Below are 22,727 nucleotides of genomic sequence, written 5' to 3'. Positions count from 1 at the left end.
TCAGGTGTTATTGGAATCTGACTAACAACGCCAAAAACTGTGGGAGCGGGCTTGCCCGCGAAGGCGTCAGATCAGGCAGCGCAAATTTCAATCAGTCACTTGGGATTTTCGTAGGTATCGATCACTTCCTGCGCCGCGCGGAACGCATCGATTGCCGCCGGTACGCCGGCATACACCGCGCAATGCAGCAGCGCTTCGCGGATCTCATCGACAGTGCAGCCATTGTTCAACGCACCGCGCACGTGGCCCTTCAATTCCTGCGGGCACTTCAACGCGGTCAGCGCAGCGAGGGTGATCAGGCTGCGGGTCTTCAGCGGCAGACCTTCGCGATTCCACACGCCGCCCCAGGCGTGTTCGTTGACGAAATCCTGCAAGGGTTGAGTGAACTCGGTGGCGTTGCCCAGCGCGCGGTCGACAAACGCGTCGCCCATTACCTGACGGCGGACTTCAACCCCGGATTTCTTCGATTCGGTCATGGCACATCCCTCTTGTGGTGTTGGCGGCGCCAGGCGCGTACGGACGTGAAAAACAGAAACGCCAGCAGCGTCGGCAGCACATAAAACAGCATCAGTCGCTCGAGCTTGCCGGCCAGTGGCATGCCGGTGGTGAACGACACCACATGCAGCCCATAAGCCAGATACAAACCGAGTAGCAACAGGCCTTCAGCGCGGGTTACGCGGTAACCGGAATAGAACACCGGCAGGCACAACGCCGCGACGCCGAGCATCACCGGCAGGTCGAAATCCAGTGCGTTCGGCGAGACCGATAACGGCGTCGGCGCGATCAGCGCGGTGAGGCCCAGCACCCCGAGCAGGTTGAACAGGTTGGCGCCGATCACGTTGCCCACGGCAATGTCTCGCTGACCGCGCAGCGCGGCTATCAGCGAGGTGGCTAGTTCAGGCAGCGAGGTGCCGACCGCGACCACGGTCAGGCCGATCACCCGTTCGGAGAATCCCAGGTCGGTGGCGACGACCACGGCTGCACCCAGCAGCAAGTGCCCGGCGAACACCAGCATGCCCAGACCGCCGACAATCATCAGCAGGCTGGTGAACCACGGCGCCTGCGGATCGTGCGGTTGATCGGAGTGCGGGCGGGTCGAGTGCCGCGACTGGCGCAGCAACAATCCGAGGTAAAGCGCAAGGGCACCGAGCAGCAGAATGCCGTCGAGGCGCCCGAGTTCTTCATTCCAGGCCAGCACGAACACCAGCAGGCTGGCGCCGATCATCAACGGGATGTCGAGGCGCACCAGTTGCCGCGACACCCGCAGCGGGATGATCAGCGCCGACAGGCCGAGGGTGACAAGAATGTTGAAAATGCTGCTGCCGATCACGCTGCTGACGGCGATGTCCGGCGTGTGCGCCTGCACGGCTTGCAGGCTGACGGCCATTTGCGGGGCGCTGCTACCGAGGGCGACGATGGTCAGGCCGATGATCAGCGGTCGTACATGCAGGCGCGCGGCCAGGCGCACGGCGGCGCGCACCATCAGTTCGGCGCCGGCGATCAGCAGGAACAGCCCGCTGAGCAATTCGATCACGCTGATCAGGGGTAAGTCGGTCAGTCCGAAAATGGTGGACGCTCCATCAGTCGTCGAGGGCCTGGATCCTGACCCGTGCGGTTCCACTGCGCAGCATACCGAGCTGTTCGGCCGCCGCACGTGAAACATCGATCAGGCGGCCACGGGTGTGCGGGCCACGGTCGTTGATGCGGACCACGACGGATTCATCGTTTTTCAGGTTGGTGACCTTCACCCGCGTGCCGAACGGCAACTGGCGGTGGGCGGCGGTCAGGGAATTCTGGTTGAACGCTTCGCCGCTGGCGGTGCGTTTACCGTGGTGCTTGGCACCGTAATAGGAGGCGACGCCGGTCTGGTCGTAACCGTGCGGGTCGATGGTGTCGGTGCTGGCGCAACCGGCCAGCAAAGAGAGCAGGGCGCAGCTGATGAGTAGACGCTTCATTCAAAGGTTTCCCGAAACCATTGTGGGAGCGAGCTTGCTCGCGAAGGGGGCGTGACATTCAGCATTAATGTTGAATGTCACAACGCCTTCGCGGGCAAGCCCGCTCCCACAGGGATCAGAGCCAGGCTTTGGATCTGGCTCCATTGTGGTCAGCCTTCGAGCTTGCTTTTCAGCAGTTCGTTCACTTGCTGCGGGTTGGCCTTGCCTTTGGAGGCTTTCATGGCCTGACCGACGAAGAAACCGAACATCTTGCCGCGCTTGGCTTCGTCTGCCGCACGGTATTGCTCGACTTGCTCGGCGTTGGCCGCGAGCATTTCGTCCAGCACCGCCGAGATTGCGCCGGTGTCGGTAACCTGCTTCAGGCCGCGCTTTTCGATGATCTCGTCTGCGCTGCCTTCGCCGTTGGCCATTGCTTCGAACACGACCTTGGCGATTTTGCCGGAAATGGTGTTGTCCTTGATGCGCAACAGCATGCCGCCCAGTTGCTCGGCTGAAACCGGCGAATCCTCAATGTCCAGGTTCTGCTTGTTGAGCAGGCTGCCCAACTCGACCATCACCCAGTTCGCCGCCAGTTTGGCGTCGCCGCCGATGGCTGCGACCTTCTCGAAGTAGTCCGCCTGCTCACGGCTGGTGGCCAGCACGTTGGCGTCGTACGCCGACAGACCGAAAGCACTCTGGAAGCGCTCGCGCTTCTGCGGTGGCAGCTCCGGCAGGGTGGTGCGCACGTCATTGAGGAACGAATCCTCGATGACCACCGGCAGCAGGTCCGGATCGGGGAAGTAACGGTAGTCGTTGGCTTCTTCCTTGCTGCGCATCGGACGGGTCTCGTCCTTGTTCGGGTCGTACAGACGGGTCTGCTGGATCACTTTGCCGCCGTCTTCGATCAGGTCGATCTGACGCTGGATCTCGGAGTTGATCGCCTTCTCGATGAAACGGAACGAGTTGACGTTCTTGATCTCGCAGCGGGTGCCGAACTCGGCCTGGCCTTTTGGACGGATCGACACGTTGCAGTCGCAACGCAGCGAACCTTCGGCCATGTTGCCGTCGCAGATGCCCAGGTAACGCACCAGCGCGTGGATCGCCTTGACGTAAGCCACGGCTTCCTTGGCGCTGCGCATGTCAGGCTCGGACACGATTTCCAGCAGCGGCGTGCCGGCACGGTTCAGGTCGATGCCGGTGGCACCGCTGAATTCTTCGTGCAGGCTCTTGCCGGCGTCTTCTTCCAGGTGCGCACGGGTGATGCCGACGCGTTTGACCGTGCCGTCTTCCAGGGCGATGTCCAGGTGGCCCTTGCCGACGATCGGCAATTCCATCTGGCTGATCTGGTAACCCTTCGGCAGGTCCGGGTAGAAGTAGTTCTTGCGGGCGAACACGTTGTGCTGGCCGATCTCGGCGTCAATCGCCAGACCGAACATCACCGCCATGCGCACCGCTTCCTGGTTCAGCACCGGCAACACGCCGGGCATGCCCAGGTCGATCAGGCTGGCCTGGGTGTTCGGCTCGGAACCGAACGTGGTGGAACTACCGGAAAAGATTTTCGACCGGGTGGTGAGCTGGGTGTGAATCTCCAGCCCGATCACGACTTCCCATTGCATGTGTGTCTCCTCAGAAGCCGGTTGGGGTGCGGGTGTGCCAGTCAGTGTTCAGCTGATACTGGTGCGCAACGTTGAGCAAACGGCCTTCCTGGAAATACGGCGCGAGCAGCTGTACGCCAACCGGCAGACCGTCGACAAAACCGGCCGGCATCGACAGGCCCGGCAGGCCCGCGAGGTTGGCGGTGATGGTGTAGACGTCTTCCAGGTAGGCAGCGACCGGGTCGCTGTTCTTGGCGCCGAGTTTCCAGGCCGGGTTCGGCGTGGTCGGGCCGAGGATGATGTCGACTTCATTAAATGCCGTCATGAAGTCGTTCTTCACCAGGCGACGGATCTTCTGCGCTTTCAGGTAGTAGGCGTCGTAGTAACCGGCGGACAGCGCGTAGGCACCGACCATGATCCGGCGCTGTACTTCAGGCCCGAAACCTTCGCCGCGGGAGCGCTTGTACAGGTCTTCCAGGTTCTTCGGATCTTCGCAGCGGTGGCCGAAGCGCACGCCGTCGAAACGCGACAGGTTGGAGGAAGCCTCTGCCGGCGCGATCACGTAATACGCAGGAATCGCGTGCTGCATGTTCGGCAGGCTGATTTCCTTGATCACGGCACCGAGCTTCTGCAGCTCTTTGATGCTGTTCTGGATCAGGTCGGCGATGCGCGGGTCGAGACCGGCGCCGAAGTATTCCTTCGGTACGCCGATGCGCAGGCCCTGCAGCGAGCCGTTCAGACCGGCGGCGTAGTCCGGCACAGGCTCATCGATGCTGGTGGAGTCGTTCGGATCGAAGCCGGCCATACCTTGCAACAAAATCGCGCAGTCTTCGGCCGTGCGAGCCAGAGGGCCGCCCTGATCGAGGCTGGAGGCGTAAGCGATCATGCCCCAACGCGACACGCGACCGTAGGTCGGCTTCAGGCCGGTGAGGTTGGTGAACGCAGCCGGCTGGCGGATCGAGCCGCCAGTGTCGGTGGCTGTGGCGGCTGGCAGCAGACGTGCGGCAACAGCGGCAGCCGAACCACCGGACGAACCGCCCGGTACGTGTTCCAGGTTCCACGGGTTTTTCACCGCGCCGTACCAGCTCGACTCGTTGGCCGAGCCCATGGCGAATTCGTCCATGTTGGTCTTGCCCAGGGTCACGGTGCCGGCAGCAGCCAGTTTGGCGACCACGGTGGCGTCGTACGGGGCCTTGAAGTTGTCGAGCATCTTCGAGCCGCAGCTGGTGCGGATGCCCTGGGTGCAGAACAGGTCCTTGTGGGCGATCGGCGCACCGAGCAGGGCGCCGCTCTCACCATTGGCCCGGCGCGCGTCGGCGGCTTTCGCCTGCTCGAGGGCCAGCTCTTCGGTGAGGCTGATGAAACTGTTGAGCTGTGGATCGAGCTGGGTAATACGCGCCAGCAGGACTTTGGTCAGCTCTTCGGAGGAAAACTTTTTATCGGCGAGACCGCGGGCGATCTCGGCCAGAGTCAATTGATGCATTGCAGGCTCTTTCCCTTTAGTCGATGACTTTCGGAACCAGATACAGGCCGTTTTCGACCGCTGGTGCGATGGACTGATAAGCCTCGCGGTTATTGCTTTCGGTCACGACGTCGGCGCGCAGGCGCTGACTGGCTTCCAGCGGGTGGGCCAGCGGCTCGATACCGTCGGTATTGACCGCCTGCATTTCGTCGACCAGCCCGAGAATGCTGTTGAGGGCCGAAGTGATGTGTGGAAGATCGGCGTCATTCAGGCCAAGGCTGGCCAGATGAGCGATTTTTTCCACGTCGGAGCGTTCTAGCGCCATCGGGTTTCTCCAGTGGAAAACAGGACGGACGGCGTCCGTGTGTTAGATTGTCGGAACACTACCGCACTTCTACGGTCATAAGGCCGCGATTGTGGGGCTTGGTGCACAGAAAAGCGGCCAATTTAACATATTGGCGCCTTGCCCAAAATCCCTGTCGTTGTTAGAGTTTGCCGCACTTTTTTACCCACGCGTTGCCTAGGGTCCCTTTCCCATGTTCAAGAAACTGCGTGGCATGTTTTCCAGCGATCTCTCCATTGACCTGGGCACTGCCAACACCCTTATTTACGTGCGCGAGCGCGGTATCGTCCTGAATGAGCCATCGGTTGTGGCCATTCGGACACACGGTAACCAGAAAAGTGTCGTCGCTGTCGGCACCGAAGCCAAGCGCATGCTCGGTCGTACGCCGGGCAACATTGCTGCCATTCGTCCGATGAAAGACGGCGTGATCGCCGACTTCAGCGTCTGCGAAAAGATGCTGCAATACTTTATTAACAAGGTTCACGAAAACAGCTTCCTGCAGCCCAGCCCTCGTGTGCTGATCTGCGTTCCATGCAAGTCCACCCAGGTTGAGCGTCGTGCCATCCGTGAATCGGCCCTTGGTGCCGGTGCCCGTGAAGTGTTCCTGATCGAAGAGCCAATGGCTGCTGCGATCGGTGCCGGCCTGCCGGTTGAAGAAGCGCGCGGCTCGATGGTCGTGGATATCGGTGGTGGTACCACCGAAATCGCGCTGATCTCCCTGAACGGTGTGGTCTATGCCGAATCCGTACGCGTTGGCGGCGACCGCTTCGATGAAGCGATCATCACCTACGTGCGTCGCAACTACGGCAGCCTGATCGGCGAATCCACCGCCGAGCGCATCAAGCAGGAAATCGGTACGGCCTACCCGGGCGGCGAAGTTCGCGAAGTCGACGTTCGCGGTCGCAACCTGGCCGAAGGCGTTCCACGCGCATTCACCCTGAACTCCAACGAAGTGCTGGAAGCTCTGCAAGAGTCCCTGGCTACCATCGTTCAGGCCGTGAAAAGTGCGCTGGAGCAATCGCCGCCGGAACTGGCTTCCGACATCGCAGAGCGTGGCCTGGTGCTGACCGGTGGCGGCGCGCTGCTGCGTGACCTCGACAAGTTGCTGGCCCAGGAAACCGGTCTGCCGGTGATCGTTGCCGAAGATCCGCTGACCTGTGTCGCTCGCGGCGGTGGCCGTGCACTGGAAATGATGGACAAACACACCATGGACCTGCTCTCCAGCGAATAAGTCGCGGATAGCAATACGTGGGTGAGCGCACAGGCAGCACTTTGCAGTGCTGCCTGTTGGCGTTTATCTTCTGTCAGTCTTCATCCAGGCCGGTTTGATGCCGTATGAATAAACAGAACATTTGCCTGGGAGGAGCGGCTTATTAAACCGCTTTTCGCCAAGGGCCCCTCACTGGGCGTGCGCTTGTTGGTGCTGGCCGTGCTGTCGGTTGCGCTAATGGTCGTCGATGCGCGCTTCAGCCTGCTTAAACCCGTACGCAGCCAGGCCTCGCTGGTGCTGATGGACGCCTACTGGATCACTGACCTGCCTGGGCGGCTGTGGGACGGTATCGCCAGCCAGTTTGGCAGTCGCACCGAGCTCGTCGCCGAAAACGAAAAACTCAAATCCGAGAACCTGCTGTTGCAGGGGCGCATGCAGAAACTTGCAGCCCTCACCGAGCAGAATGTCCGGCTGCGCGAGTTGCTCAATTCCTCAGCGCTGGTCAACGAGAAGGTCGAAGTGGCCGAGCTGATCGGCATGGACCCCAACCCTTTCACCCATCGCATCATCATCAACAAAGGTGAGCGTGATGGCGTGGTGCTCGGTCAGCCGGTGCTTGATGCCCGGGGGCTGATGGGGCAGGTGGTCGAGTTGATGCCGTATACCTCCCGTGTGCTGCTGCTGACCGACTCGACTCACAGTATTCCTGTGCAAGTGAATCGTAATGGTCTGCGGGCGATTGCCAGCGGCACTGGTAACCCTGAGCGTCTGGAGCTGCGGCATGTTGCCGACACGGCCGACATCAAGGAAGGCGATCTGCTGGTCAGCTCCGGTCTGGGTCAGCGTTTCCCGGCCGGTTATCCGGTGGCGACGGTCAAGGAAGTGATCCACGATTCCGGCCAGCCATTCGCAATCGTCCGCGCCGTGCCGACCGCCGCATTGAACCGCAGCCGCTACCTTCTGCTGGTGTTCAGTGACAACCGCACCGCCGAAGAGCGTGCCAACGATGCCGCACAGGCGCAGGAAAACCTGGATGCCTTTGGTGGCGGACCGGTGATTCCGGCGACGGTGCCGAAAATCGTCACCCCGCCTGCCGCAGCAGCCCCTGCCACGGTGACACCGCCGGCTGCGCCTGCCGCCACCACTCCGGCCAGACCCGCTGCAAGCAAACCGCCTGCAGCCACACCAGCGGCCAGCAAACCACCGGCGAATCAGCCGGCAGCGAGACCTGCGGCCAAACCGCCTGCCACCGCGCCGGCGACCACCGGGAGGCAAGAGTAATGGTCGGGGCTACCGCATCGCGTAACGGCTGGATTGTATGGCTGACGTTTATTGTCGGCATTCTGCTCAGCGTGTCGCCACTGCCCATTTTCATGGAGATCCTGCGCCCACTGTGGCTGGCCTTGCTCCTGACCTTCTGGGCTTTGTATTTGCCGCATACGGTCGGCATGGTCACGGCGTTCTGCCTGGGACTGGCCGAAGACGTGCTGCAGGGCGATCTGCTCGGTCAGAATGCCTTGATCCTGACCCTGATCACGTTCCTGGTACTGTCATTGCAACAACGCCTGCGAATGTTCCCGATGTGGCAGCAGAGCCTGGTGATCCTGGTGATCTTCGGCCTCGCCCAGCTTGTACAGCTCTGGCTCAGTGCCTTGACCGGCAACCGTCAACCAACCCTCGCGCTGGTACTGCCGGCACTGGTCAGTGCCTTGCTCTGGCCTTGGGTCAGCTTCGCTTTGCGTGGATTGCGCCGACGCTACAAAATCAACTGATTCGGTCAGGTATGGGCCCCCACCGGTGCCATGAGGCAGGGCACTCAACAGGGAGATGTTTGGATGAAGCCGCTTTACCTCGCCTCAGGATCGCCGCGTCGGCGTGAATTGCTCACGCAGATCGGCATCCCGTTTACCGCCATCAGCGCGGATATCGATGAAACCCCTCTCGCCCATGAATCCCCATCGGCCTACGTCGAGCGCCTGGCGCGCGGCAAGGCCGAGGCCGGGCGGCGCACCGTCACCTTCGACCTTCCGTTTTGCGTACTGGGCGCCGACACCGCCGTGGTGCTGGACGGCAAAATTCTTGGCAAACCGGTGGACGAAGCCGATGCTTGCGCCATGCTGATGATGTTGTCCGGCAAGGAGCATGAAGTGCTGACGGCGATTGCCGTGCTCGACGGCGAGCGTTGCGAGTCTCGGGTGGTGCGCAGTCTGGTGCGGTTCCGGTCGATCAGCCGTGAAGAGGCCGCCGGCTACTGGGCCAGCGGCGAACCCCGGGACAAGGCGGGTGGCTACGGCATTCAGGGGCTAGGCGCGGTATTCGTCGCCGGCCTCAATGGCAGTTACTCGGCGGTCGTCGGCTTGCCGGTGTGCGAAAGCGCAGAACTGCTCGGCCATTTCGGCATACCCTGTTGGCAAACCCTGAACGCGCAATGAGCGTCGAACTGACAAGATGCGGCCATTATCGTGAACATGCCTGAACGAGACCCTGCCATGAGTGAAGAGATTCTGATCAACATCACGCCGATGGAATCGCGCGTGGCGGTGGTCGAAAACGGTGTGCTGCAAGAAGTGCACGTCGAGCGTACGCAAAAACGCGGGATCGTCGGCAACATCTATAAAGGCAAAGTGGTGCGAGTGCTCCCGGGTATGCAGGCGGCATTCGTCGATATCGGCCTGGATCGCGCAGCCTTCATTCACGCTTCGGAAATTTCCCTGCGGGAAGGCCCGGCGGTGGAAAGCATCAGTTCGCTTGTGCACGAAGGCCAGAGCCTGGTGGTGCAGGTCACCAAGGATCCGATCGGTTCCAAAGGTGCGCGGCTGACCACACAACTGTCGATCCCGTCGCGCTATCTGGTGTACATGCCGCGCACTGCCCACGTCGGCATTTCCCTGAAAATCGAAGACGAAGCCGAACGCGAGCGCCTCAAGCAGGTGGTCAGCGATTGCGTGGCCAAAGAAGGTATCAAGGAGGCCGGCGGTTTCATTCTGCGCACCGCCGCCGAAGGTGCCGGTGCCGATGAGATCCTGATGGACATCCGCTATCTGCGCCGCCTGTGGGATCAGATCAACGAACAGATCAAGACCATCGGCGCACCGAGTGTGATCTACGAAGACCTCGGCCTGGCGCTGCGCACCCTGCGCGATCTGGTCAGCCCGAAGATCGAGAAGATCCGCATCGACTCCCGGGAAACCTTCCAGAAGACCACGCAGTTCGTCGCCGAACTGATGCCGGAAATCGCCGATCGTCTGGAGCACTACCCGGGCGAACGGCCGATTTTTGACCTGTACGGCGTCGAAGACGAAATCCAGAAAGCCCTGGAGCGCAAGGTGCCGTTGAAGTCCGGCGGCTATCTGGTGATCGATCCGGCGGAAGCCATGACCACCATCGACGTGAACACCGGGGCGTTCGTCGGTCATCGCAACCTCGAAGAAACCATCTTCAAGACCAACCTCGAAGCCGCGACCGCGATTGCCCGGCAGATGCGCCTGCGCAACCTGGGCGGGATCATCATCATCGACTTCATCGACATGGAAGACGAAGAGCACCAGCGTCAGGTGCTGCGTACCCTGGAGAAACAACTGGAGCGCGATCACGCCAAGACCAACATCATCGGCATTACCGAGTTGGGCCTGGTGCAGATGACCCGCAAGCGCACCCGCGAAAGCCTAGAACAAGTGCTGTGCGAACCGTGCAGCAGCTGTCAGGGCCGGGGCAAGCTGAAAACCCCGGAAACCATTTGCTACGAGATTTTCCGCGAGATCCTGCGTGAAGCCCGGGCTTATCAGGCCGAGGGTTATCGGGTGCTGGCGAACCAGAAAGTGGTGGATCGCCTGCTCGATGAAGAGTCCGGTAACGTTGCCGAACTTGAAGGTTTCATCGGGCGCACCATACGCTTCCAGGTAGAAACCATGTATTCCCAGGAACAATATGACGTGGTGCTGCTCTGAACCCCTGCGTCACCCTTTTCCTGAAACGGCTGGCCTCAGCTTTTTGCAGTATTTTTGCCATGGGAGCCAACTGACATGGAACGTCTGACACGCATTTTGGCCGCACTGACCCGCTGGGGTCTGGGCCTGTGCGCGTTGGTTCTGGTATTGATGGCGTTGTACGTCAGTCTCGGCCGGGAACTCACGCCACTGGTGGCCGAATACCGCACCGATATCGAAGACAAGGCCAGTGCTGCCTTGGGCATGCCGCTGCAGATCGGCGAGCTGGAAGGCAACTGGAGCGGATTCGCGCCGATCCTGCTGGCTCACGACGTGATGGTCGGCAGCGGCGCCAATGCTCTGCGCCTGGATCGGGTGCGCGCAGTGCCGGATCTGTGGGCCAGTTTGCTGGCCCGTGAAGTGCGCATCGCCCATCTTGAACTCAACGGCCTGAAGATCAGCCTCAAGGAAGGCGAAGACGGAAAGTGGGCGCTGGAAGGGTTGCCGGTGCAACAGGATCAGCCCATGGATCCGGAGCAGTTGTTCAACCGCATGCAAATGATTCAACAACTGTCGGTGCTCGACAGTCAGGTGACGTTGCAACCGCTGGAGCAGAAGCCGCTGACCCTCACTTATGTCGGCCTCAATCTCAAGACCGGCACCAGCCGCCAGCGCCTCGATGCACGGTTGACCCTGCCTGACGGCCAGCCCGTGGCGCTGAGCCTGCGCACGCGGATTCGTCCGAGTCAGTTACAGAACAGCGAAGTGGAAGGTTATGTCAGCCTGCCGCAGAGCGACTGGTCGAAATGGCTGCCCGAGCGTCTGACCCAGCAATGGAATTTCTCCGAGATCAAGGCCGGTGGCGAGCTGTGGGTCAACTGGCGCGAGGGGGCGTTGCAGAGCGCTGCGATCCGTCTCAACGCGCCGCAATTGAACGGTGCCTATGCTGAACGCAAGCCGATCCAGATCAACAATCTGGCGCTCAACGGCTACTTCCAGCGCGGTCCCGAGGGGGCTACTGTCACGCTTGATTCGCTGGCGATGAATTTCGGCGAAACCCGTTGGGAATCGCATGTCCAGATCAAACAGACTGCCGCCACCGACAAGACCGAAGAGCTCTGGCATTTGCAGGCCGATCGACTTGACCTGACCCCGATCACTCCTTTGCTCAATGCCCTCGGCCCGTTACCCCAAGGTTTCGCCACAGTGGTCGAACGCCTGAAGGTGACCGGCGGCCTGCGTAACGTGCTGCTGGATTTCCGGCCGAACGCCACCGACGACAGCAAATTCAGCTTCGCCGCCAACCTTGATCAAGTCGGGTTCGACGCCTATCACGGCGCTCCGGCAGCGCGGAATGTCAGCGGCAGTCTCAGCGGCAATCTGGGCGGCGGCGAGCTGCGCATGGACAGCAAGGATTTCGTCCTGCACCTCGATCCGATTTTCGCCAAGCCGTGGCAATACATTCAGGCCAACGCCCGGTTGACCTGGAAGCTCGACAAAGAAGGTTTCACCCTGATCGCGCCGTACCTGAAAGTGCTGGGCGAGGAAGGCAAGATCGCCGGCGACTTCCTGATCCGGCTGCATTTCGATCACAGCCAGGAAGATTACATGGACCTGCGGGTCGGTCTGGTGGACGGCGACGGTCGCTACACTGCCAAGTACCTGCCGGAAGTCCTGAGCCCGGCTCTCGATGAATGGCTGCGCACGGCGATTCTCAAGGGCGCAGTGGATCAGGGCTTTTTCCAGTATCAGGGATCGTTGAACAAGAACGCCGGGGAAGCGGATCGCAGCATCAGTCTGTTCTTCAAGGTGCACGACGCCGAGCTGGCGTTCCAGCCGGGCTGGCCGCATGTGAGCAAGGTCAGCGGTGACGTGTTCATCGAAGACAGCGGGGTGCGGATTCTCGCCAGTAAGGGCCAGTTGCTCGACACGCAGGTCAGCGACGTCTTCGTCAACATTCCCCATGTGCCGAGCGGTGAGCACAGCCATATGTTCCTCGACGGCAGCTTTGCCGGCGGGCTGGGCGATGGTCTGAAGATTCTTCAGGAAGCGCCGATCGGCACCGCCGACACCTTCGCCGGCTGGGAGGGTGAGGGTGATCTGCAGGGCAAGCTCAAACTCGATGTGCCGCTGGCCAAGGGCGATCAGCCGAAAATCCTCGTCGACTTCAAAACCGCCAATGCGCGATTGAAACTGGCGGAGCCGAAACTCGAACTGAGCCAGCTCAAGGGTGATTTCCGCTTCGACAGCGCCAAGGGCCTGAGCGGGCAAAACATCAGTGCCCGGGCTTTCGACAAACCGGTCACCGCACAGATCTTTGCTGACGGCAGCCCCGGCAAACTCAAGACCCGGGTGGCCGCGTCGGGACAGGTTGAGGTCAAAAAGCTCACCGAGTGGCTGGGCGTGACTCAGCCGTTGCCGGTGTCCGGAACCGTCCCTTACCAACTGCAAGTCAATCTGGATGGCGCCGACAGCCAGTTGATGGTCAGTTCAAGTCTGAAGGGCGTGGCGGTGGATCTGCCGGCGCCATTCGGCATGGCGGCCGATGTGGGGCGAGACACAGTGTTCCGCATGACGTTGCAGGGGCCGGAGCGACGTTATTGGGTCAACTACGACCAACTGGCCAACTTTACCTTCGCTGCGCCACCGACCAGTTTTGCCGAGGGACGTGGGGAACTGTTCCTGGGCGCGGGTGAGGCGGTATTGCCCGGCAGCAAGGGTTTGCGAGTACGCGGCGCGCTATCCGAGCTGGACGTCAAACCCTGGCAGGATCTGGTAGACAAGTACGCCGGACAGGATCCGGGGGGCAACGCCAAGCAGTTGTTAAGCAGTGCGGACGTCAAGATCGGCAAGCTCACTGCCTTTGGCACCACACTGGATCAGGCGGCGGTACAACTCAACCGTAAGCCGGGGGCGTGGGCCTTGGCCCTCGACAGTCAGCAAGCCAAGGGGACCGTCGGGATTCCCGACGCCAAAGCTGCGCCAATAGCGGTCAATCTTCAATACGTGCGCCTGCCGGCGCCGGACCCGACGGTGCAGGCCGACGAAAATGCGCCCGATCCTCTGGCTTCGGTCGATCCGACGAAAATTCCGGCGCTGGATATCAGCATCAATCAATTGTTCCAGGGCCAGGATCTGGTCGGTGGCTGGTCGCTCAAGGTGCGACCGACCGCCAAGGGTATCGCCTTGAACAATCTCGATCTGGGCCTCAAGGGCATTCTCTTGCAGGGCAGTGGCGGTTGGGAAGGCACGCCGGGCGCCAGCAGCAGTTGGTACAAGGGGCGGATCGGCGGCAAGAATCTCGCTGATGTGCTCAAGGGCTGGGGTTTTGCTCCGAGTGTGACCAGCGAAGAGTTTCATATGGACGTAGACGGCCGTTGGCCGGGCTCGCCGGCGTGGCTGGCGACCAAACGCTTCTCCGGCACGCTTGATGCCTCGCTCAATAAAGGCCAGTTCGTCGAAGTCGAGGGTGGGGCCCAGGCGTTGCGGGTGTTCGGTCTGCTCAACTTCAACTCAATAGGCCGGCGCCTGCGTCTGGACTTCTCGGACCTGTTTGGCAAAGGTCTGAGCTACGACCGGGTCAAAGGCCTGCTTTCGGCGAACAATGGTGTTTACGTGACGAAAGAGCCGATCAAACTGACCGGGCCGTCGAGCAATATCGAGCTCGACGGCACACTGAATCTCGTCGGCGATCAGGTCGATGCGAAATTGCTCGTGACCTTGCCGGTGACCAACAACCTGCCGATTGCCGCGCTGATTGTCGGCGCGCCGGCAGTCGGAGGGGCGCTGTTCCTGATCGACAAGCTGATCGGTGATCGCGTGGCACGCTTCGCCAGCGTGAAGTACACCGTCAAAGGCCCTTGGAAAGAGCCGAAAATCACCTTCGACAAGCCTTTTTGATCAGCCAGTCTCTGAACCGATGGAGTAGCATGGCCGCATACCTCTTGCGGAGTGCGCCATGTCTTTAGCGGTGATTCAAATGGTCAGCCAGAGCGATGTTCTGGCCAATCTGCGCGATGCCCGGCGTTTGCTCGAACAAGCGGCCAACGCCGGCGCGAAGCTGGCGGTGCTGCCGGAGAACTTCGCCGCCATGGGGCGTCGCGACATCGCCGACATCGGTCGCGCCGAAGCGCTCGGCGAAGGCCCGATCCTGCCGTGGTTGAAACAGACCGCCCGCGACCTCAAGTTATGGATTGTGGCCGGAACCCTGCCGCTACCACCGTTGGGGCAACCCGAGGCCAAGTCCCATGCCTGTTCGCTGCTGGTAAACGAACAGGGCGAAATCGTTGCACGCTATGACAAGCTGCATCTGTTTGATGTGGATGTGGCGGACAATCGCGGCCGTTACCGCGAATCCGATGACTATGCTTATGGCAGTGGCGTAGTGGTCGCGGACACGCCGGTCGGGCGATTGGGCCTGACGGTGTGCTACGACCTGCGCTTCCCGGAGCTGTACAGCGAATTGCGCGCGGCCGGTGCTGAACTGATTACCGCACCGTCGGCTTTCACCGCAGTGACGGGGGCGGCGCACTGGGACGTGTTGATCCGCGCGCGGGCCATTGAAACCCAGTGCTACGTGCTGGCGGCAGCCCAGGGCGGAACGCATCCGGGGCCCCGGGAAACCTTTGGCCACGGGGCGATTGTCGATCCGTGGGGCCGTGTGCTGGCGCAGCAGGAACAGGGCGAAGCCGTGCTGCTGGCCGAGCGCGACAGCAATGAACAGGCGTCCATCCGGGCGCGAATGCCGGTGACCGGTCATCGGCGGTTTTTTTCGCAGGGCGCGCAGCGACCTGCTTCAGAACACGAATTTAAGGCGTAAAACCTATGAGCGAGTTGTTGTCCTCAGTCAGTGATCACCTGTTGGCACCCGGCGGCGTGACGATCGAAAGCCTGCAAGGTGTGCTCGGTGATCTGGCGGGTCCAGGCATCGATGCGGCCGACCTGTATTTCCAGGGGCAGATTTCCGAGTCCTGGTCGCTGGAAGACGGCATCGTCAAGGAAGGCAGTTTCAACCTCGACCAGGGTGTCGGCGTGCGTGCGCAGTCCGGGGAGAAAACCGGTTTCGCCTACAGCAACGCGATCACCCTCGAAGCCCTCGGCGCAGCGGCCCGTGCAGCTCGTTCGATTTCCCGCGCCGGGCAGAACGGCACGGTGCAGGCGTTCAGCACGCAGGACGTTGCCCAGTTGTATGCGCCGGACAACCCGCTGGAAGTGCTGAGCCGCGCTGAAAAAGTCGAACTGCTCAAGCGCATCGACGTTGCGACCCGCGCCCTCGATCCGCGTATCCAGCAGGTCAGCGTGAGCATGGCCGGGGTCTGGGAGCGGATTCTGGTGGCCTCGACCGACGGTGGCCTGGCTGCCGACGTGCGTCCGCTGGTGCGCTTCAACGTCAGCGTGATCGTCGAGCAGAACGGCCGTCGCGAGCGTGGCGGTCATGGCGGCGGCGGGCGTACCGACTACCGTTATTTCCTCGCCGAAGACCGCGCCATGGGTTATGCCCGTGAAGCGTTGCGTCAGGCGCTGGTGAATCTGGAAGCGATTCCGGCACCGGCCGGCACCTTGCCGGTGGTTCTGGGCTCGGGCTGGTCCGGCGTGCTGCTGCACGAAGCGGTCGGTCATGGTCTGGAAGGCGACTTCAACCGCAAGGGCAGTTCGGCTTACAGCGGGCGCATGGGCGAGATGGTTGCCTCGAAACTTTGCACCATCGTCGATGACGGCACCCTGAGCGGTCGTCGCGGCTCCCTGAGCGTCGACGACGAAGGCACGCCGACCGAGTGCACCACGCTGATCGAAAATGGCGTACTCAAGGGTTACATGCAGGACAAGCTCAATGCGCGGCTGATGGGCGTGGCCCGCACCGGCAACGGTCGCCGGGAATCCTATGCGCACCTGCCGATGCCACGGATGACCAACACTTACATGCTCGGCGGCCAGAGCGATCCGGCGGAAATCATCGCGTCGGTGAAGAAGGGCATCTACTGCGCCAACCTCGGCGGCGGTCAGGTCGACATCACCAGCGGCAAGTTCGTGTTCTCCACCAGTGAGGCTTATCTGATCGAAGACGGCAAGATCACCGCGCCGGTCAAAGGCGCGACGTTGATCGGCAACGGCCCGGAAGCGATGAGCCGGGTGTCGATGGTCGGTAACGATCTGGCGCTGGACAGCGGTGTGGGGACTTGCGGCAAGGACGGGCAATCGGTGCCGGTGGGCGTGGGTCAGCCGACACTGAAAATCGATGCGATCACCGTGGGTGGCACGGGCGCATAAGAAGGGATGGAGCTTCGGGTGGCGCGCGGTGCGGCCACCCGGTGGCGAATATCAACGCAGACCGCGTTGAGTCTCGTCCAGCTCACGGATGTACTTGAAGATCTTGCGGCTCGAGGCAGGAGGTTTGTTTTGCGCGACCTCATGCTGGGCCTGACGGATCAGGGAACGCAGTTGCTGGCGGTCGGCGTCCGGGTAATCGACGACGAATTTTTCCAGCACGGCATCGTCTCCGCCGATCAGGCGGTCACGCCAGCGTTCGAGGTTGTGGAAACGCTCGTTGTACTGACGGGTAGAGGCATCGAGTTGATCGAGCAAGGTGAGAATCGCGTCAGTGTCCTGATCGCGCATCAGTTTGCCGATGAACTGCAAATGCCGTTTACGCGCGATGTTCGCGGTGTGCTTGGGCGCATCGGCCAGGGCCCGGCGCAATGCGTCGGTCAATGGCAGTTTTGCCTGCAAGTCGGGCTTGAGCGTTGTAAGGCGCTCGCCAAGGTCAACCAGAGCATGCAGCTCGCGTTTGACCTGGGATTTGCTTTTTTCTCCCGTATCGAGGGAGTCGTCGTAAGAATCAACCATGGTGGCAGTCCGCAAAGAAACGCCGCCATGATAACCAGTCGGGGGCCGCTTGTCCGGCCCGGTCGCTCGAAGGCCCCAGCCGAAAGCAGAATTTGAGTGGAGATGAGCATGAGTGCAGTTGAAAGCGTCGGCCCGCAGGCATTGCCGGCACTGCAGGAACAGGTCGAGCAGATCATCGCCGAAGCCAAGCGTCAGGGCGCCAGTGCCTGCGAAGTAGCGGTGTCGCTGGAGCAGGGCCTGTCGACGTCGGTGCGTCAGCGTGAAGTCGAAACGGTCGAGTTCAACCGCGATCAGGGCTTTGGCATCACATTGTATGTCGGCCAGCGTAAAGGTTCGGCCAGCACCTCTGCCACCGGGCCGGATGCGATTCGCGAGACCGTCGCTGCGGCGCTGGCAATTGCCAAACACACTTCCGAAGACGAAGCCTCGGGGCTGGCCGATGCCGCGCTGATGGCCAGGGATATCCAGGATTTCGACCTGTTCCACCAATGGGACATTACCCCGGAGCAGGCCATCGAGAAAGCGTTGCTCTGCGAAGCCGCCGCGTTCGACGCTGATGTGCGCATCAAGAATGCTGATGGCACCACGTTGAGTACTCATCAGGGTTGCCGCGTGTACGGCAACAGCCATGGTTTCATCGGCGGTTACGCTTCGACCCGGCATAGCCTGAGCTGCGTGATGATCGCCGAGGCCGATGGCCAGATGCAGCGCGATTACTGGTATGACGTGAACCGTCAGGGCAGCTTGCTGGCGGATCCGGTGAGCATTGGCCAGCGCGCCGCACAGCGGGCGGCGAGCCGTCTGGGTGCGCGCCCGGTGCCGACCTGCGAAGTACCGGTGCTGTTTTCTGCCGAACTGGCGGGCGGGTTGTTTGGCAGTTTCCTCTCGGCGATTTCCGGCGGCAGCCTGTATCGCAAATCGTCCTTCCTTGAAGGGACGCTGGGGCAGAAGCTGTTTCCAGAGTGGCTGACCATCGACGAGCGTCCGCACCTGATGCGCGCCATAAGCAGTGCGTCGTACGACGGTGACGGGCTGGCGACCTATGCCAAACCGTTCGTCGAAAAGGGTGAGTTGGTCTCGTACATCCTCGGCACCTATTCCGGTCGCAAACTCGGCATGCCGAGCACCGCCAACGCGGGCGGCGTACATAACCTGTTCGTCACCCATGGGGATGAAGACCAGGCCGCATTGTTGCGACGCATGGGGCGTGGCCTGTTGGTCACCGAGTTGATGGGTCACGGTCTGAACATGGTGACTGGTGATTACTCGCGCGGTGCGGCGGGTTTCTGGGTCGAGAACGGTGAAATCCAGTTCGCGGTGCAGGAAGTGACCATCGCCGGCAACATGCGCGACATGTTCAAGCAGATTGTCGCCGTTGGTAACGATCTGGAACTGCGCAGCAACATTCGCACCGGCTCGGTGTTGATCGAGAAGATGACTGTCGCGGGCAGTTAAGCCTCCGTCAGGTAAACAAAGGCGCGCCACCCGATTGGGGTGGCGCGCCTTTTTTTGTGTCCGAAAATTTTTTGGCTGATAAGGTCAGCTAAAAAGCCGCCCTTGTTTTCGTTCTCATTATCATCTAATAATAAATCTCATTATCGGATGAGCCCAGAATCATGAGTTCTGCCTTGCACGAGCAGCCGTACCTCGAAAGCTGGCGCTGGATGAGTCGCCAGATCCGTTGCGCCATGGATCCCGACGAACCGCGTCTGATCGAACACTACCTGGCCGAAGGCCGGTATCTAGCCTGCTGCACGGCGACCTCGCCCTGGATGGTGGCTGAAACCTCTTTCCGTCTGCTGCTCGATACGGCCACCGATATCGCATTGCCGTGGCACTGGCGCAGCCTCTGCCTCGATCAAGCCTGGCGCCCGCTGCGTGAAATGGAGCGCCTTTCGCTGTGCAAATGCAGGCTCAAACGCTGGCAAAGCTACACCTGGCAGCTTGCCACTTGCGAGTTGCAACCCTCGATTCCTCTCATTGAATTAGTCCAAGGATTTACCGATGACCAAGACACGTATTGAGCGCGACAGCATGGGCGAACTGCAGGTGCCGGTGGACGCTCTCTACGGCGCGCAGACCCAGCGTGCAGTGGATAACTTCCCGATCAGCGGCAAACCGATGCCGACCCAGTTCATCCGCGCCCTGATTCTGGCCAAAGCGGCCGCTGCTCGCGCCAACGTTGAACTCAACCAGATCAGCGCCGCGCAAGGCAAAGCCATCAGCGATGCTGCGCAAGGGCTGCTGGAAGGCGACTTCATGCAGCATTTTCCGGTGGATATCTTCCAGACCGGCTCCGGCACCAGCTCCAACATGAACGCCAACGAAGTGATCGCCACGCTGGCCAGCCGCCTGCTTGATGAGCCGGTGAATCCCAACGATCACGTCAACTGCGGGCAGAGCAGCAACGACATCATTCCGACCACCATCCACGTCAGCGCCGCACTGGCCCTGCACGAACAACTGCTGCCGGCGCTGTTGCACCTGGTGCAGGTGATCGAGCGCAAGTCCGAGCAAGTCCATCACCACGTCAAGACCGGTCGCACCCACCTGATGGACGCGATGCCAGTGCGCATGAGCCAGGTGCTCAACGGTTGGGCGCAGCAGCTCAAGGCCAATATCGGTCACCTGCAGGATTTGCTGCCAAGCCTGCAATCCCTTGCGCAGGGCGGCACTGCGGTCGGCACCGGGATCAATGCGCATCCGGAGTTCGCTGCGCGTTTCAGCCGTCAGCTCAGTCAGTTGACCAACGTCCAGTTCACGCCGGGCAAGGATCTGTTCGCTCTGATTGGTTCGCAAGACACCGCCGTGGCGGTGTCGGGCCAGCTCAAGGCTACCGCCGTGTCGCTGATGAAAATCGCCAACGACCTGCGCTGGATGAATTCCGGTCCGCTCGCCGGCCTCGGTGAAATCGAGCTCGAGGGGCTACAACCGGGCTCGTCGATCATGCCAGGCAAGGTCAATCCGGTGATTCCGGAAGCCACCGCCATGGTTGCCGCACAAGTGATCGGCAACGACTCAGTGATCACCATCGCCGGGCTGTCAGGCAATTTCGAACTGAACGTAATGCTGCCGATCATCGCCCAGAACCTGCTGAGCAGCATCGAGTTGCTGGCCAACTCCAGCCGTCTGCTGGGCGACAAGGCGATTGCCAGCTTCAAGGTCAACGAGTCGCGCCTTAAGGAAGCGCTCTCGCGCAATCCGATTCTGGTGACCGCGCTCAACCCGATCATCGGTTACCAGAAGGCTGCCGAAATCGCCAAGCAGGCCTACAAACAGGGTCGCCCGGTGATCGACGTGGCGCTGGAACACACCGATCTGTCGCGCAGCCAGCTGGAAGAGTTGCTCAATCCCGAGAAACTCACCGCCGGCGGCGTGTAAGCACCGCAACCGCTTTGGAGGTTCACCATGGAGCACTGGAAACGCACGATCGAACGGGCCAATCACTGCTTCATCCTGGGCGAGCTGATCGATGCCCGCGAGGCTTACCTGCAAGCCCTGGCTTTGGCGCAGGTGTTGTTCGAGCGCTGGGCCGATGCCGACGAAGCGGTGGCGGCCTGCGTCATCTCCCATCACAACCTGGCCGACCTGCATCTGCGTCTGAATCAGCCGGAGGAGAGCGCCGAGTACCTCTGCGCGATCCATCAACGACTGTTGCAGACCATGCAGGACGAGCGCCTGCGACCGGCGCTGCGTGAAGCGGCACTGCGCCAGAGCAGCAAGACCTATGTCGAGCTGCTCAATTTCATCAGCGAACACGGCGAATACCCACGCACCCAGCGTTTGCTGCATCCGGATACCGGCAATGCGCGTCGAGCGCCTGCCCCACATCACCATGGAGTCCACTGAAATGGCTTTTACCCTGCCAGCCTTGCCTTACGCCTACGACGCACTGGAGCCGCACATCGATGCGCAAACCATGGAGATCCACTACACCAAGCATCACCAGACCTACATCAATAACCTGAACGCCGCGGTCGAGGGCACCGAATTCGCGGAATGGCCGGTGGAAAAACTGGTCGCCAGCGTCCAGCAACTGCCGGAAACACTCCGCGCGGCGGTGATCAACCAGGGCGGCGGTCACGCCAATCATTCGCTGTTCTGGGAAGTGATGGTGCCCAACGGTGGCGGCAAGCCCGATGGCGTTCTGGCCAAGGCAATCGATGAGCAACTGGGTGGCCTCGACAGTTTCAAGGAGGCCTTTACCAAGGCTGCGCTGACCCGTTTTGGCAGTGGCTGGGCGTGGCTCAGTGTCACCCCGGACAAAAAACTGGTTGTGGAAAGCAGCGGTAACCAGGACAGCCCGCTGATGAACGGCAACACGCCGATTCTCGGTCTCGACGTGTGGGAGCACGCGTACTACCTGCGGTATCAGAACCGTCGGCCGGAATACATCAGCGCGTTCTACAACGTGATCAACTGGCCGCAAGTCGCTGCGCGCTATCAGGCCGCGCTGGTTTAAGTCTCCTATAAAAACAATCCAAGGCTGACTATGGGCACTGAAACACTGGCGATCGGAAGTGGGCGTATGTTTCGTTACGCAATCGGTTCGCTGTTGCTGTTGGCGGGCATGACCTTGCTGGTCGCTCACGGACTGGAATGGCTGAATCTGGAGCCGAGGCTGTCGCGGGCGTTGCAGGGCGGCGCAATTTGCGCCCTCGGCACTGCACTTGGAGCCGTTCCGGTGCTGGTGATCCGCAACATGCCCCAGGCACTGGGCGATACGTTGCTGGGTTTTGGCGCCGGTGTGATGCTGGCAGCCACCGCGTTTTCGCTGATCGTTCCGGGAATCGCCGCCGCTGAAAGTCTGGGGATGAGCCCGTGGGGTGCCAGCGGCCTGATCTGCTTCGGCATCATGCTCGGGGCGTTCGGCCTGTATCTGGTTGATCGTCGGGTGTCGGGCGCCTCGCCGGAAATGCTCATCGGCACTTTCGAGCATCCGGTGATTCCGCCGCGGATCTGGCTGTTCGTGTTCGCCATCATTGCTCATAACATTCCGGAAGGCATGGCGGTCGGTGTCTCGGCCGGCGGTGGTATGCCGGACGCAGACAGTCTGGCGATGGGCATTGCCTTGCAGGATGTGCCGGAAGGGCTGGTGATTGCACTTGTGTTGGCGGGTGCCGGGATGTCGCGGTTCAAGGCGTTTTTGATTGGCGCTGCATCAGGTCTGGTCGAGCCGGTGTTCGCGCTGCTGTGTGCGTGGCTGGTCAGTCTTGCCGAGCTCTTGCTGCCCTTGGGCCTGGCGTTGGCGGCAGGTGCGATGCTGCTGGTGGTGACTCACGAGGTCATCCCAGAGTCGCGCCGCAATGGTCACGAGAAGCTGGCAAGTCTGGGATTGTTGATCGGTTTCTGTCTGATGATGGTGATGGATACTGCGCTGGGCTGAAGCAGGAGGAGGGAGCTGGCTCCCTCGA

At 61.3% G+C, this 22,727-nt stretch carries 21 protein-coding genes; 14 read left to right on the top strand and 7 right to left on the bottom strand.

The annotated features are described in order from the left end of the window. Positions 1–95: 95 nt before the first annotated feature. The 6 genes from N8H71_RS16390 to gatC all read right to left on the bottom strand — a co-directional run bounded on the left by N8H71_RS16390 (position 96) and on the right by gatC (position 5,316). Positions 96–476 (bottom strand): carboxymuconolactone decarboxylase family protein, encoded by a 381-nt coding sequence (locus tag N8H71_RS16390; protein WP_262194782.1) that lies wholly within the window; start codon positions 474–476, stop codon positions 96–98. Beyond that, the gene (locus N8H71_RS16385) at positions 473–1,534 is read right to left on the bottom strand and encodes a calcium/sodium antiporter (protein WP_262194781.1); all 1,062 of its coding nucleotides are present in this window, start codon (positions 1,532–1,534) and stop codon (positions 473–475) included. Before N8H71_RS16385 ends, N8H71_RS16390 begins: the two co-directional genes overlap by 4 nt. Before the next feature lie 46 nt (positions 1,535–1,580). Then, a complete protein-coding gene (locus N8H71_RS16380; RefSeq protein WP_262194779.1) occupies positions 1,581–1,955 on the bottom strand; it encodes a septal ring lytic transglycosylase RlpA family protein in 375 nt (124 codons plus the stop codon). 149 nt (positions 1,956–2,104) lie between these two features. After that, a complete protein-coding gene (gatB, locus tag N8H71_RS16375) occupies positions 2,105–3,550 on the bottom strand; it encodes an Asp-tRNA(Asn)/Glu-tRNA(Gln) amidotransferase subunit GatB (protein WP_262194778.1) in 1,446 nt (481 codons plus the stop codon). 10 nt (positions 3,551–3,560) lie between these two features. Further along, positions 3,561–5,012, bottom strand: a complete 1,452-nt coding sequence (gene gatA, locus N8H71_RS16370; RefSeq protein WP_262194776.1) for an Asp-tRNA(Asn)/Glu-tRNA(Gln) amidotransferase subunit GatA — start codon at positions 5,010–5,012, stop codon at positions 3,561–3,563. A gap of 16 nt (positions 5,013–5,028) precedes the next feature. Next, complete coding sequence (gene gatC / locus N8H71_RS16365; RefSeq protein ID WP_007953612.1) at positions 5,029–5,316, bottom strand: Asp-tRNA(Asn)/Glu-tRNA(Gln) amidotransferase subunit GatC; 288 nt, start codon at positions 5,314–5,316, stop codon at positions 5,029–5,031. A gap of 211 nt (positions 5,317–5,527) precedes the next feature. On the opposite strand from gatC, the gene mreB reads away from it, so the two are divergent. The 8 genes from mreB to tldD all read left to right on the top strand — a co-directional run bounded on the left by mreB (position 5,528) and on the right by tldD (position 16,737). Continuing rightward, positions 5,528–6,565: a rod shape-determining protein MreB gene (mreB, locus tag N8H71_RS16360; protein ID WP_002555108.1), complete on the top strand. Its 1,038-nt coding sequence runs from the start codon at positions 5,528–5,530 to the stop codon at positions 6,563–6,565. A 141-nt stretch (positions 6,566–6,706) separates the two neighbouring features. Then, positions 6,707–7,825, top strand: coding sequence for a rod shape-determining protein MreC (mreC, locus tag N8H71_RS16355; RefSeq protein ID WP_262194796.1), 1,119 nt, complete (start codon positions 6,707–6,709; stop codon positions 7,823–7,825). Beyond that, positions 7,825–8,316, top strand: coding sequence for a rod shape-determining protein MreD (gene mreD, locus N8H71_RS16350; protein WP_064593386.1), 492 nt, complete (start codon positions 7,825–7,827; stop codon positions 8,314–8,316). The genes mreC and mreD overlap by 1 nt, the downstream gene beginning before the upstream one ends. Positions 8,317–8,379: 63 nt before the next feature. Beyond that, entirely contained in the window at positions 8,380–8,976 is a 597-nt protein-coding gene (locus N8H71_RS16345; protein ID WP_262194774.1) for a Maf family protein, read from the top strand. Positions 8,977–9,033: 57 nt separating this feature from the next. Further along, positions 9,034–10,491, top strand: coding sequence for a ribonuclease G (gene rng / locus N8H71_RS16340; protein ID WP_085685711.1), 1,458 nt, complete (start codon positions 9,034–9,036; stop codon positions 10,489–10,491). Between the two features lie 75 nt (positions 10,492–10,566). After that, a complete protein-coding gene (locus tag N8H71_RS16335; RefSeq protein ID WP_262194772.1) occupies positions 10,567–14,370 on the top strand; it encodes a YhdP family protein in 3,804 nt (1,267 codons plus the stop codon). A gap of 58 nt (positions 14,371–14,428) precedes the next feature. Further along, positions 14,429–15,289: a carbon-nitrogen hydrolase family protein gene (locus tag N8H71_RS16330; RefSeq protein WP_262194771.1), complete on the top strand. Its 861-nt coding sequence runs from the start codon at positions 14,429–14,431 to the stop codon at positions 15,287–15,289. A gap of 5 nt (positions 15,290–15,294) precedes the next feature. Next, positions 15,295–16,737 (top strand): metalloprotease TldD, encoded by a 1,443-nt coding sequence (tldD, locus tag N8H71_RS16325; protein WP_007953601.1) that lies wholly within the window; start codon positions 15,295–15,297, stop codon positions 16,735–16,737. 51 nt (positions 16,738–16,788) lie between these two features. Here tldD and yjgA read toward each other — a convergent pair whose 3' ends face one another. After that, the gene (gene yjgA, locus N8H71_RS16320; protein WP_262194770.1) at positions 16,789–17,313 is read right to left on the bottom strand and encodes a ribosome biogenesis factor YjgA; all 525 of its coding nucleotides are present in this window, start codon (positions 17,311–17,313) and stop codon (positions 16,789–16,791) included. Between the two features lie 108 nt (positions 17,314–17,421). Between yjgA and pmbA the strand changes: the two genes are divergently transcribed. The 6 genes from pmbA (at position 17,422) to N8H71_RS16290 (ending at position 22,699) form a co-directional block, all read left to right on the top strand. After that, positions 17,422–18,768: a metalloprotease PmbA gene (gene pmbA, locus N8H71_RS16315; RefSeq protein ID WP_431768314.1), complete on the top strand. Its 1,347-nt coding sequence runs from the start codon at positions 17,422–17,424 to the stop codon at positions 18,766–18,768. Positions 18,769–18,929: 161 nt separating this feature from the next. Then, complete coding sequence (locus tag N8H71_RS16310; protein ID WP_262194768.1) at positions 18,930–19,337, top strand: FagA protein; 408 nt, start codon at positions 18,930–18,932, stop codon at positions 19,335–19,337. Continuing rightward, positions 19,318–20,694: a class II fumarate hydratase gene (locus N8H71_RS16305; RefSeq protein WP_262194767.1), complete on the top strand. Its 1,377-nt coding sequence runs from the start codon at positions 19,318–19,320 to the stop codon at positions 20,692–20,694. Before N8H71_RS16310 ends, N8H71_RS16305 begins: the two co-directional genes overlap by 20 nt. Before the next feature lie 27 nt (positions 20,695–20,721). After that, on the top strand, positions 20,722–21,162 hold the full coding sequence (locus N8H71_RS16300) for a hypothetical protein (protein ID WP_262194766.1): 441 nt from the start codon (positions 20,722–20,724) through the stop codon (positions 21,160–21,162). Between the two features lies 1 nt (position 21,163). After that, a complete protein-coding gene (locus tag N8H71_RS16295) occupies positions 21,164–21,775 on the top strand; it encodes a superoxide dismutase (RefSeq protein WP_262194794.1) in 612 nt (203 codons plus the stop codon). 30 nt (positions 21,776–21,805) lie between these two features. Beyond that, a complete protein-coding gene (locus N8H71_RS16290) occupies positions 21,806–22,699 on the top strand; it encodes a ZIP family metal transporter (protein ID WP_262194765.1) in 894 nt (297 codons plus the stop codon). Positions 22,700–22,727 lie beyond the last annotated feature (28 nt).

Origin of the sequence: Pseudomonas koreensis, from assembly GCF_025447595.1 — a bacterium.
GTDB lineage: Bacteria > Pseudomonadota > Gammaproteobacteria > Pseudomonadales > Pseudomonadaceae > Aquipseudomonas > Aquipseudomonas koreensis_H.
The sequence above is the reverse complement of the archived record's forward strand: the minus strand, read 5'-3'. Positions and strand labels throughout refer to the sequence as shown.